Consider the following 11,826-nt stretch of genomic DNA (forward strand, 5'->3'; position numbering starts at 1 on the left):
CTAGGCGGTACTAGGCTGAGCGGGTGGAAGGACCTGTCGACGTGCCCATTCGCGACGAGTCGATCCGGCTCGGACAATTTCTCAAGCTGGCCGGACTGATCGACTCCGGCGCCGATGCCAAGGCGGTCATCGCCGAGGGCCTGGTGCACGTCAACGATGAGATAGACGTACGCCGGGGCCGGCAGCTGCACCCCGGCGACGTGGTGAGTTTCGCCGGGCACAGCGCCCGCATCGTGCGCGAGTGACTGCCGCCGCCTCACGGCCGCACCCCTGATCGATTTCAGCAACCTTCGCCGCCCGCCCGCCGCGCATGCCCGCCGGGCGGCGCTGCCGAACGCGCGATGGTTTGCCGCGGCGCACGGGCCCGCAGGTGCGCCGCCGCCGGGGCACGTTGCCAAAGTTGTCGCCCCGCGCGCATCTTCACCCGCCGGCCGGGGCGGGCGTGCAGGATCGCCGAGTTCCAGCAACGTATATAACGCGGGCTCGGGCCACCCTGCTTCACCTCAACTCTGCACGCCCACAATTCTTTTCATCAATTCCCACAATCTGGATGACTGTGCCAGCTACCTTGACCCGAGGGGCACTTGGACAGTTTGAAGGGGTGTGACTGACCTTGATCGGGCGAGAACCTCTGACCACCGAACATCGGGAATGGAATCGAAAGTGGAACGCCCCGAAGGGGCGTGCGGGATTCCGGGAACTACGACGGTGGTTCCCACGACAGGCCGGGCCGTTTGCGTTCCAACCCACCAGCACCACCCGGCGATTCGAATACCCCTGGGCCTTCGCCCAGTGTGCGCCCATCAAGGGCTCCAACGTCATCGACATCGGCGGCCGATTCTCCGGCCTGCCCTTCGTGCTGTCTACCGAAGGGGCCAAGGCGACGATCGTCGACCCCTTCGTGGAGTACGGACCTACCAACAGGTACCGCGGCCCCGGGCCGACCGCAGTGGTGGCCACCATGAACCGCGCCTTCGGCACCGATGTCTCGGTGATCGCGAGCACGCTCGACCGTGCGGGACTTCAGCCGAACAGTGTCGACACCGTTCTGTGCATCAGCGTCATCGAGCACCTGGATCCCGACATCCGGATCGGTCTGATGCAGGCGATCCACGACGTCCTGGCCCCGACCGGCAAGGCCGTGTTCACCGTCGACCTGTTCCTCGATATCGAGCCGTTCCAGCCGGCCATCGCCAACGAATACGGCACGAATGCCGACATCGCCGAACTGGTGGCCGCCACCCCGCTGGAACTCGTCGAGGGAGACCGTTCGGAACTGTTCGGTTTCCCGGAGTTCTCCGCGGAGCGAATCCTGGCCGCCCGCAGTCAGTACGTCGAGGGCGGATACCCGGTCCTGCCGCAGGCGTTCGTGCTCGCGAAGGCCTAGAGGTATCCGCCCCGGATCACGCCTTCGTGATGGCGGCCCGCACGCCGTCGCCGATATCGCTGGCCTCGGGGCTGGCGCCGAACTCGAACGAGGTGGCCAACACCTCCCCCGCGATGAGCTCGGCGTGCGTCCGGGCCCAGTCCAGCTTGTCGGCGGGAACGTCGAGGACCACGTTGATCCGGTCGGACACCTCCAGGCCGGTGCTCTTGCGCAGCTCCTGAAGCTCACGGATGCGGTCCTTGGCCCAGCCCTCGGCCTCCAACTCCGGCGTGACCGTCCCGTCCAGCACCACCAGCCCGGCCCCGTCGTCCAGCGCAGCGGTCCATTCGGGATCGGCGGCAACGAGTTTCGAGGTGAACTCGGCCGGCAGCAGGGTAGCGGGGCCGGCGGTGAGGGTGCCGTCGGCGTTGAGCACACCCTCGCCCGCCTTGACCGCCTTGATCGCGGCCTGCACATCCTTGCCGATACGCGGCCCGGCGGCCCGCGCGTTCACCGCCAGCTCGAACCGGCCGTACGCGTCGACATCGTCGGACAACTCCACCGCCTTGACGTTCAGCTCATCGGCGATCAGGTCGACGAACGGACGAAGGCTCTCCGGGTCCTCCACCGCCACAGTGAGTTTCGGCAACGGCAGCCGCACCCGCAGCTTCTTGGCCTTACGTAGCGAGGAACCGGTGGAACAGACCTCACGCACCTGGTCCATGGCGGCCACCAGGTGCGGATCGGCGGGCAGATCGGCGGCCTCGGGCCAGTCGGTGAGATGCACCGAACGCCCACCGGTCACACCTCTCCAGATGACCTCCGAGACCAGCGGCAACAGCGGGGCGGCCAGCCGGCCGGTCACCTCGAGCACCGTGTGCAGGGTGTCGATGGCGTCCGGGTCCTCTTCCCAGAAACGCGAACGAGACCGTCGCACATACCAGTTCGTCAACGCCTCGGTGAACTGCCGCAACTGGTCACACGCGCCCGAGATGTCGCAGGTGTCCAGCGAGGCGGTCAGGTCGTCGCGCAGCGCGGCCAGCTTGGCCAGGATGTAGCGGTCCAACACATGGGTGGAGTCGGTGCGCCAGGTCCCCTTCTTCGACGCGTACAGGGTCAGGAAGGTGTAGGCGTTCCAGAACGGCAACTGCACCTGGCGCACACCCTCGCGGATGCCCTGCTCGGTGACGATGAGGTTGCCGCCACGCAGGATCGGCGAGGCCATCAGGAACCAGCGCATCGCGTCGGACCCGTCCCGGTCGAAAACCTCGGAGACGTCCGGGTAGTTGCGCAGCGACTTGCTCATCTTCTGACCGTCGTTGCCGAGCACGATGCCGTGCGCCACACAGGTCTTGAACGCCGGCCGGTCGAACAGCGCGGTCGCCAGCACGTGCATGGTGTAGAACCAGCCACGGGTCTGGCCGATGTACTCGACGATGAAGTCGCCCGGGAAATGCGCTTCCTCGGTGCCGCCACCGTCGAACCACTGCTGGTTCTCGAACGGGTAGTGCACCTGCGCATAGGGCATGGAGCCCGAGTCGAACCAGACGTCGAGTACGTCCTCGATGCGGCGCATGGTCGACTTCCCGGTCGGGTCGTCGGGGTTCGGCCGGGTCAGCTCGTCGATGTAGGGCCGGTGCAGATTGGTCGGGCGGACCCCGAAATCGCGTTCCAGCTCGTCGAGGCTGCCGTAGACATCGGTGCGTGGATGCGCCGGATCGTCGGAAACCCAGACCGGGATGGGGGTGCCCCAGTACCGGTTCCGGGAGATCGACCAGTCCCGTGCGTTCGACAGCCACTTACCGAACTGCCCGTCCTTGACGTGCTCGGGGTACCAGGTGATCTGCTGGTTGAGCTCCACCATCCGGTCCCGGAACTCGGTGACCCGCACGAACCAGGACGACACCGCCCGGTAGATCAACGGGTTGCGGCAACGCCAGCAGTGCGGGTACGAGTGCTCGTAGGTCTCGTGGCGCAGCAGCACCGGGGTGTGCACCGCGGCCGGACCGGTGCCGTTCTTGAGGTCCCGGATGATCTGCGGGTTGGCGTCGAAGACGTGCTGGCCGGCGTAGTCGGGCACGGTCGCGTCGAACCGGCCCTTGGAATCCACCGGGGTGACCGCGACGATGTCGGCGGTGTCGGCGGTGGCCTTGTCCTCCTCGCCGTAGGCCGGGGCCAGGTGCACGATGCCGGTACCGTCCTCGGTGCTGACGAACTCCGCGCCCAGCACCTGGAAGGCGTTGCGCGCCTTGTCGGATTCGACGAAATACGGGAACGGCGGCAGATAGTGCAGGCCGAGTAGCTGTTCACCGAGGTAGGTCGCGAGGACGACGGGCTCCTCCCCCAGCTCACGGGCGTAACCGGCCAGCCGGGCCTCGGCGAGTACGAAACGGTGCCCGTCCGGGCCCTCCACCACCACATAGGTGACCTCGGGGTTGACCGCGACGGCCTGATTGGACGGCAGGGTCCACGGCGTCGTCGTCCACACCAGCAGGTAGGCGCCGGCCAAGGAAGACCCTGCGCCGTCGGCGATCCGGAACCCGACCGTCAGCGCCGGGTCCTGCCGGCTCTGGTAGACGTCGTCGTCCATCCGCAGCTCGTGGTTGGACAGCGGGGTCTCGTCGTTCCAGCAGTACGGCAGCACCCGGTTGCCCTCATACGCCAGGCCCTTGTCCCACAGCTGCTTGAACGCCCAGATGGTGGACTCCATGAAGCCCAGATCGAGTGTCTTGTAATCGTTTTCGAAGTCCACCCAGCGGGCCTGGCGGGTGACGTAGGCACGCCATTCGTCGGCGTACTTCATCACCGAGGCGCGGCAGGCATCGTTGAACTTCTCGATGCCCAGTTCCTCGATCTGGTTCTTGTCGGTGATGCCGAGTTGGCGTTGCACCTCGAGCTCGGCGGGCAACCCATGGGTGTCCCAGCCGAACCGGCGCTCCACCTTGTAGCCGCGCATGGTGCGATAGCGCGGGACGATGTCCTTGACGTAACCGGTCAGCAGATGGCCGTAGTGCGGCAGGCCGTTGGCGAACGGTGGCCCGTCGTAGAAGACGTATTCCTCGGCGCCGTCACGGCGTTCGATGCTGGCGCGGAAGGTGTCGTCGGTGCCCCAGAACTCGAGGACCTCGGCTTCCAGCGCCGGGAAGTTCGGTGCTCCGGCGGCCGGCTTCGGGTAAGCGGTCACTGCTCGTCGTCTCCTGTGTGCCCAGAGATTCAGGCACGGGGACGAACATCGCGCCGGTGCGCGAGCCCGCGGTACCACCCCGCTTGCGCACCGCGTCGAGATGGTGCGCCACTCAACTGCAGGCGATGACGGGCCAAACCGTCCGGTTCTAGTAGGGCTTGCTTTCGAGAAGCTGACGCCCGTTCTTCCGGAAGCTCCCCGGTGATGGCCGGATCGACGCCTGTGGCTAGCAGTCTAACCGTCAGGCGGCGCCGACGAATTCGGGGATCGACTCCGAGGTGATCTCGACCAGCGCGTGCGGGAACTGTTCGGCCAGCTCCTCGATCGTGTACTCGGCACAGCGCCGCGCGTCGTACCACCAGTCCAGATACATCACCCCGCCACTGCGGCAGGCCCGCAGCTCCACGGCGTGACCGAAACCGGACACCACCTCGCGGACCGGGGCGGCCCAGTCCCCGTCGATCTGGGCCGGCAGATCGCACTGGATGGGGTCGGGCACCGGTCCGACGTAGCTCAGGGACAGCTCGCTGGGCACCGGGCCGGACTCCCGGGGCACCGCCGCGGCGATGGCGGCGCGCACGTCGAGCACCATCTGGGTGGCATCCACCTCGTCGGCGCCCACACAACCGAGCGCGATGGTGCGGGTGGTGGGCAGCGGGCCCACGGTCCGGCCGAGGTCGGTGCCGAATTCGGCGCGCATGGGACGGGTGACGTCGACGGTGACGACACCGCCGCCGATGGTCCGCTGGACCGCCCGCCCGAGCGCGGCCAGCAGCAGATGCTCGACCGGAACGCCCAGCTCGCGGGCCGCACCCTCGAGTTCGCGGCTCAGCACGCCGGACAGCGGCGCCGAGATGCGGTGCAGATCGTCGATGCCGGGGGCTCCGTCGGCGTCGAAGTCGGTGACCCGCAGCGTCGGATTCAGCTCGACGCTCGGCTGCTCGTCGAGTCCGGCGGCGCATTCGGTCCACAAGGTGCTGACCGGGGCCAGCACGATCGGCTCGCCGGCGACCTGCTGGCTGATGGCGATGATGGTGTCGCTGGCGACGATGCCCACCGAGGATTCGTCGCAGACCAGCCGGTGCAGGGCGATGGCCAGCCGGGGGCGTCCGCCGTCGACCGGCGCGATGTAGGCCGCGCTCAGCGGCCCGGCGGCCGAGGACTCGCTCATCAACTCCGACATCACCGTCGCCACGGCGTCCCGTTCGGCCTGGCTGTCTGCCGCGACGGCATCGCCGAGCGTCACGATCGACAACCGGTCGAAGTCCTGGGGGTCGGCGATTCGCTGCACCCAGGTGCCATCGTGCGCGACGTAAGAGGTACGCAGCGCGACGTGATGGTTGATCACCGCGGTGAGCGCCGCCCGCACGTGCGCCGGGGAGACGTCGGGGTCGAGTCGAAGCAGCAACGGCACGCGCCATCGGTCGATGTCGCGTAGTCCGTGATCAAGGGCGTAGCCGACGTTCCTCGGGGGCATCGAGGTGAAGATTCGCTCGTCGTGCATAGCAGGTGCGGCCATGTGACGGAGCCTACAGGCGGTGTCCCAAATTTGGGACATCACTCCCGAAAGTCTTACATCCCTGTCAATAAAGAAGACTTTGTCCGTTGATTGGTTGCTGGCCACCAGCTGCGGGATATGGCTATTGTTGGTGGGTGCCCCGTACAGATGAGAACGGCAGACAGCTGAAAGCCCTGCTCGACTACCTTTTGGACGGAGACGTCGAGGCCAAGGACATCTACGACGCGCTCGACATCTCCAGCAGCACCTATTACCGGCGAATCAAGGAGAACAGCTACCCGGACGCGGAGGAACTGCGTCGAGTCGCCGACCGCTTCGCCCTGAGTTACCCTGATCTCCAAGTCCGCTTCGGCCTCATGAGCAGGCAAGAAGTGTGGAACTACATCGAATCGACACCGTTCACCGTGACGGCCGTGCAGGATGCGGTCCGCGTGGAGGCCGATCGACGGCAAAAGACGAGGCGCCCACGACTCTCCGAATTGACACCGCGAAGCGACGCGCCGCCGCTTTAGGCATTACCATTTGCTGACAGGAATTCAGCTCACAGGCCGCGAAGGCGAAGCACGATGGAACTAACCGCACTGATCGTGATCACATTGGCGTGTATCGCGTGGAGCCTGTGGATCCGTCGCGTCACGTGGTCATGTCGCTGGGAGGTCGCCGCCACCCTCAATATCGCTTTGCAGGGCGGCGCGATCCTGCTGATGTCCCCGCTCGCCTCCGACACCATCGGCAAGGCACTGCACTCGGCGACCGGCATGTGGAACCTGGAGGATTTCCTCGGCCACGACATGTACATCGTCGCGGCGTCGGCCATCGTCTACAACGCGCTCGGCCGGTTGCAGGACGACCACCAGATGCAGCGGGCGTTCAAGCAATATGTCGAACTGCCTGCGACGCTCTGTATCCCCCTGCTGCTGGCCACCTTCTCGGTGAGCAGTGCGCATACGTCCTACGCCCGCGATCTCTTCGCCGCACCCACCGACGGCTGGCTCACCCTGTACTGGGTGATGCTCTGCGGCATGCTGATCTACCTGCTCGGGTACGGCGCCCGAGCGCTGATGGTGCTGCGCAAGGACCCGCGGTCGCGCCGGATCGCCAACGTGTATCTGGTCGCCTGTGCGAGCGGCATCATCGCCTGCTTCATCCGGATCGCCACCGCGCTGTTCCCCGCCCTGCTGGAATGGGAACGCGGGGTGTTCGTGTGGATCTTCGCGTGTGCCTGCGGCGCCGGCTTCGCGTTGTCGTCCGCGCACTCCTGGCGGATCAAGACCCGCTGGTTCTCCAAGGTCGACAACTGAGGCCGCACGCACCGGCCTACACTGCGATCTGATGAAAATCGTTGTGGCAGTCCACGGCACCCGTGGCGATGTGGAACCCTGTGCCGCCGTGGCCCGTGAACTGCGCGACCGCGGTCACGACGTCCGGATGGCCGTCCCGCCGAACCTGACCGGGTTCGTGGCCTCGATCGGCTTCACCGATGCAGTGCCCTACGGGGTCGACTCGCAGAAGCAGGTCGAAAGCGACGCCTTCCAGAATTACTGGCAGTTCCACAACCCGCTGACCGTCGCGCGCAAGGCCATCGACTACTACACCGCCGGCTGGACCGACATGAACGCGGCACTGAGTGGGCTGGCCGCCGACGCCGACCTGATCCTGACCGGCACCACCTACCAGGAGGTGGCCGCCAACGTCGCCGAGCGTCATCAGATCCCGCTGGCCGCCCTGCACTACTTCCCGAACCGGCCCAACAGCCAGCTCATCCCGGTCCCCGCACCGCACTGGGTGGCGAAGTCCGGCTTCGCGGTCATCGAGTGGGGTCTGTGGCGGGTCTCGAAGAAGGCCGAGGACGACCAGCGTCGGACCCTCGGTCTGCCCCCGGCCAAGGTGCGCTCGGCCAAGCGGGTCGTCGACAGCGGGACGCTGGAGATCCAGGCCTACGACCAGTTGTTCTACCCCGGGCTGACCGAGGAATGGAACGGCAGCCGCCCGTTCACCGGCGCCATCACGCTGGGCCTACAGACCTCCACCGATGAGGAGGTGACGTCCTGGATCAGTGCGGGCAAGCCGCCCATCTACTTCGGGTTCGGCAGCATGCCGGTCCAGTCCCCCGCCGAAGCGGTCTCGATGATCACCGAGGTGTGCGCCGAACTCGGTGAGCGGGCCCTGATCAGCTCCGGGGTGTGGGAACTCGACGAGATCCCGCAGGCCGACCACGTCAAACTCGTCGGCGCGGTGAACCATGCCGCGGTGTTCCCGACCTGCCGTGCGGTCGTGCACCACGGTGGTGCCGGCACCACCGCGGCCGGGGCCCGCGCCGGGGTGCCCACCCTGGTGCTGTGGGTGTCGGCCGACCAGCCGGTCTGGGCGCGCCAGGTCAAGAAGCTGAAAATCGGTACCTCGCAACGCTTTACCCGTATCACCAAGAAGTCGCTCACCGAGGCGCTGCGCACCGTGCTGGACCCGGCTGTGGTGGCACGGGCCCGCGATTTCGCGGCCCGGCTGGCGACACCGGAACAGAGCGTGAAAGCCGCGGCGGATCTCATCGAGAAGAAGGCCCAGGAGCACCCGGCCCCTCGACTGTCCCGGTGAGCCCGAAGTCGGCCAGCACCTTGAGCACCACCTCGCGCAGGACTTCCTTGGTGTTGGACTGACCCAGCCGCTCGGGCTGCACGGTCCACGACGTGACCGACAGCGCCATCCGTCCGCGCGCCCGCACCCCGCCGAGCAGCAGCTGCCCGCCGATCCGGTTGAGCACCCGGCTGGTGATGGTCGGCTCCACCCCGCGCATCACCACGTAGTCGGCGTCGGTGCCGTCCGGGCGGCTGAACGCCGGGTCCGGCTCCCCCATGTTCGAGCACGCGATCGGGTTGTTCACCGCGAGCACCATGCCCTCCAGCCGGCGCAGCATGACACGCGGGGTCAGCGGGGTCAGCGGCAGTGGGCCGGTCATTCTCCGGGAGGTCTCGGCGGACTCGCTCAACGCCTTCTTCATGGCTGCGCGGACGCCGCTGAGATCGGTCAGCACCTCGTCCGGGTCGGCCGTCATCGCCGCCGACACCAGCGCGTTCGCCCTGGTATCCGCGTCGGTGCGCTCGCTCACCGGCCAGGACAGGTGCACCCGCCCATCACCGTCCACCCGGCCGAGGACCTGGCCGAGCCGCGCGGCCACCCCGGAGAACAGGGAATTGCTGGTGCCCCCGAGGCGCTGGGCACATCGATCCCACTGCTCGGTGTCGATGAAGGCGACCACCGCGGGTGGCACCATCGGCACGTCGTCACCGGCCGGGACATCGGCGGCCGCCCGGAACGAGGTGGCCAGATCGCTGCGCTCGGCCCGGGCCACCCGGGCCGAAGCCACCACCGCTCGCGCGATCTCCGGTACCGCGGCGAGCATCTGCCGGGTGTCCTGGGCCAGTGCCTCGGCCCGGCCGCGCGAACCGGGTTGCGGATACCCCAGGTTCCGGTCCACACCGTTGACCGCGTCCAGGACCGCGGTGACCAGCCCGTGCCCGTCGGCGATGGAATGCGAGACGACCAGGCTCACCGCCGCCGCACCGTCGGCCAGCGGCTGCACCGCCAGCCGCCAGCCCGGCCCGCGCTCGGGATCGAGGGGCGTGCGCAGGCAGTCGTCGGCCCATGTCCACAGGTCGTCGCGGGGCCGTTCGCGCACCGAGAGATCCAAGGTCTGCGGATCGGGGTCGGCCACCCACCGGTGCCGGCCGAACGGCAGCACCGAGCGCTCGATGCGCCGAGCGAACAGCCCCTTGGCCAGGTTGCGCCGGAACTGGCGCAGCCCGTCGAGATTCACCCCGTGGTCGTAGACCCAGACAGCTTGGATGATCGGGCCGCGCCCCAGCGCCCGCAGGCCCAGGAAGGACCCCTGGTCGATGTAGGCAAGGGTGTTGTCCACTCCCACATGCTAGTTGCGCTCAGGGGTGCCGATCGCGCTCAGGCGGTGGGCACCTTGTCGTCGAGCCGGGCGAACTCCTGCTTGCCGTACTTCTCCACGCACGACTGCCGGCGGATCTTGCCGCTGGTGGTGATCGGGATGGCACCCCGCGGCACCAGCACCAGATCGGCCGCGCTGATCCCGTGCGTCTGCGACACCGCAGAGGCCACGCTGCGCTTGATGTTGAGGAAATTCTCCAACACCTCCGCCTCGGTCTCGCCGCGCTGCTTGACCTCGATGATCGCGACGAGCTGCTCGGTGCGGTCGCCCTCGACCGCGATCGCCGCGACGCGGCCGCCGGTGATCTCCTGAATGGTGGCCTCGATGTCGTCGGGATAGTGATTGCTACCGCGCACGATCAGCAGGTCCTTGATCCTGCCGATGATGAACAGCTCGCCATCGGAGAGGAAGCCGAGGTCGCCGGTGCGCAGCCACGGCTCCGCGGGGGTGCCGTCGGTCGGGTTCTCGATGGTCCCGCGGAAGGTGTGCTCGGTCTGCTCGGGCTTATCCCAGTACCCGAGGCAGTTGTTTTCACCGTAGGACCAGATCTCACCGATCCGGCCGGCCGGAACCTCGACCCGGGTGTCCGGATCGACGATGCGGACCACCGGATCCTCTGGCCTGCCGTACCCGACCAGCTTGGTTCCACCGTCCGCGACGCGTTCGGCAGTGCCCGCCGAGAGCTGCTCCGGATCGAAGCCCACCACGCTGGGCGGGCCGGGCACGCCGGTGCCGACGAACAGCGTCGCCTCGGCCAGACCGTAGGACGGGCGCAGCACCGCCTCGGAGAAGTTGAACTTGGCGAACCGCTGCGAGAAGCGCTTCAAGGTGGCCTCGTGCACCCGCTCCGCGCCGCTCCACACCGCGATCACGTCCGCCAGATCGATACCGGCCAGATCCTCGTCGGTGGTCCGTCCGGCGGCCAGTTCGAATGCGAAGTTCGGGCCCGCGGTCACCACCCGCGGGTAGCTGCCCATCAGCTGGATCCAGCGTGCGGGCCGGGCCAGGAAGGACAGCGGGGTGGTGAACACCGTGCTCCAACCGCCCAGGATGGGGGCGACGATGCCCAGCAACAGCCCCATGTCGTGGTAGAAGGGCAGCCAGGAGACCACGTGCGCGCCGGACGGCGGCACCTTGCCGAAGTGCGGGAAGAAGGCGCACATCATCTGTTCGAAGTTCGAGGTGAGGTTGCGATTGGTCACCATCACCCCGGCCGGGGTGCGGGTGGACCCGGAGGTGTACTGCAGGTACGCCGTCTCCGGCTTCTCCTCACGACTGGACAGCGCCTTGCGCCGGGCGTCCAGGTCCAGGGCGTCGACCTCGATGACCTTGGCCGCGGCCGCGTCGTCCGAACCGGCCGCGTACTCGGCGACCGTGCCGGCCACCGCGGAGGTGGTCAGGATGATCGACGGCGCCGAATCCTTGATCACCGCGGACACCCGCTCGTCGTGCTGGCCGATCATCGGGACCGACAGCGGCACCGCGATGATGCCGGCCTCCAGCGAAGCCAGGAACCCGATCACGTACTCCAGGCCCTGCGGTGCCAGGATGACCGCACGGTCACCGAGCTGGCCGTGTGCCCGCATCTCGACGGCCAGGTTGCGCACCCGCCGGTTGAGCTGCGCCCAGGTCAGGGTGGTGGCGACACCGTCCCACTCGTGGTCGTAGTCCATGAAGGTGTACGCAATGTCCTCGGGCTGCAGGCTCGCGCGTTCGCGGAGCACGCCAATGAGGGAGGTATCGGACATCGGGTTTGTGCCTTTCTCAGCAGTCCTTTTTCAGAACACGCTCAATCGGTAAGCAGT

9 protein-coding genes are annotated in these 11,826 nt (G+C 67.5%); 5 read left to right on the forward strand and 4 right to left on the reverse strand.

Annotation, left to right across the window (positions count from 1 at the left end; genetic code table 11):
* Positions 1-23: 23 nt before the first annotated feature.
* Both V4U86_RS14455 and V4U86_RS14460 read left to right on the forward strand, forming a co-directional pair.
* Positions 24-245, forward strand: coding sequence for an RNA-binding S4 domain-containing protein (locus V4U86_RS14455; RefSeq protein ID WP_395311866.1), 222 nt, complete (start codon positions 24-26; stop codon positions 243-245).
* Positions 246-613: 368 nt separating this feature from the next.
* Positions 614-1,387, forward strand: coding sequence for a class I SAM-dependent methyltransferase (locus V4U86_RS14460; RefSeq protein WP_395311867.1), 774 nt, complete (start codon positions 614-616; stop codon positions 1,385-1,387).
* Between the two features lie 16 nt (positions 1,388-1,403).
* Here the strand turns inward: V4U86_RS14460 and ileS are convergent, their stop codons facing one another.
* Positions 1,404-4,550, reverse strand: coding sequence for an isoleucine--tRNA ligase (ileS, locus tag V4U86_RS14465; protein ID WP_395311868.1), 3,147 nt, complete (start codon positions 4,548-4,550; stop codon positions 1,404-1,406).
* 241 nt (positions 4,551-4,791) lie between these two features.
* Positions 4,792-6,069 carry a condensation domain-containing protein gene (locus V4U86_RS14470; RefSeq protein ID WP_395311869.1) on the reverse strand — a complete coding sequence of 426 codons (1,278 nt, stop codon included), beginning with the start codon at positions 6,067-6,069 and terminating at the stop codon, positions 4,792-4,794.
* A gap of 134 nt (positions 6,070-6,203) precedes the next feature.
* Here V4U86_RS14470 and V4U86_RS14475 point away from each other — a divergent pair, with 134 nt between their 5' ends.
* The 3 genes from V4U86_RS14475 to V4U86_RS14485 are packed head-to-tail and all read left to right on the forward strand — an operon-like array spanning position 6,204 to position 8,661.
* Positions 6,204-6,581, forward strand: a complete 378-nt coding sequence (locus V4U86_RS14475; protein ID WP_395311870.1) for an XRE family transcriptional regulator — start codon at positions 6,204-6,206, stop codon at positions 6,579-6,581.
* Between the two features lie 54 nt (positions 6,582-6,635).
* On the forward strand, positions 6,636-7,370 hold the full coding sequence (locus V4U86_RS14480; protein ID WP_395311871.1) for a hypothetical protein: 735 nt from the start codon (positions 6,636-6,638) through the stop codon (positions 7,368-7,370).
* A 31-nt stretch (positions 7,371-7,401) separates the two neighbouring features.
* Positions 7,402-8,661, forward strand: coding sequence for a glycosyltransferase (locus tag V4U86_RS14485; RefSeq protein ID WP_395311872.1), 1,260 nt, complete (start codon positions 7,402-7,404; stop codon positions 8,659-8,661).
* On the opposite strand, the gene V4U86_RS14490 is transcribed toward V4U86_RS14485, so the two are convergent.
* Both V4U86_RS14490 and V4U86_RS14495 read right to left on the reverse strand, forming a co-directional pair.
* Positions 8,612-9,982: a wax ester/triacylglycerol synthase domain-containing protein gene (locus V4U86_RS14490; RefSeq protein WP_395311873.1), complete on the reverse strand. Its 1,371-nt coding sequence runs from the start codon at positions 9,980-9,982 to the stop codon at positions 8,612-8,614. The two genes, V4U86_RS14485 and V4U86_RS14490, sit on opposite strands and share 50 nt — an antisense overlap.
* Before the next feature lie 38 nt (positions 9,983-10,020).
* Positions 10,021-11,769 (reverse strand): AMP-binding protein, encoded by a 1,749-nt coding sequence (locus V4U86_RS14495; RefSeq protein WP_395311874.1) that lies wholly within the window; start codon positions 11,767-11,769, stop codon positions 10,021-10,023.
* Positions 11,770-11,826: the final 57 nt, after the last annotated feature.

It is taken from the genome of Mycobacterium sp. AMU20-3851 (assembly GCF_043974665.1).
In the GTDB taxonomy this organism is placed as follows: Bacteria; Actinomycetota; Actinomycetes; order Mycobacteriales; family Mycobacteriaceae; genus Mycobacterium.

Excerpts from the sequence above, each read along its gene's own strand:
- V4U86_RS14480 (WP_395311871.1), top strand. The coding sequence starts at position 6,636 with ATGGAACTAACCGCACTGATCGTGATCACATTGGCGTGTATCGCGTGG.
- V4U86_RS14485 (WP_395311872.1), top strand. The coding sequence starts at position 7,402 with ATGAAAATCGTTGTGGCAGTCCACGGCACCCGTGGCGATGTGGAACCC.
- V4U86_RS14470 (WP_395311869.1), bottom strand. The coding sequence starts at position 6,069 with ATGGCCGCACCTGCTATGCACGACGAGCGAATCTTCACCTCGATGCCC.
- V4U86_RS14495 (WP_395311874.1), bottom strand. The coding sequence starts at position 11,769 with ATGTCCGATACCTCCCTCATTGGCGTGCTCCGCGAACGCGCGAGCCTG.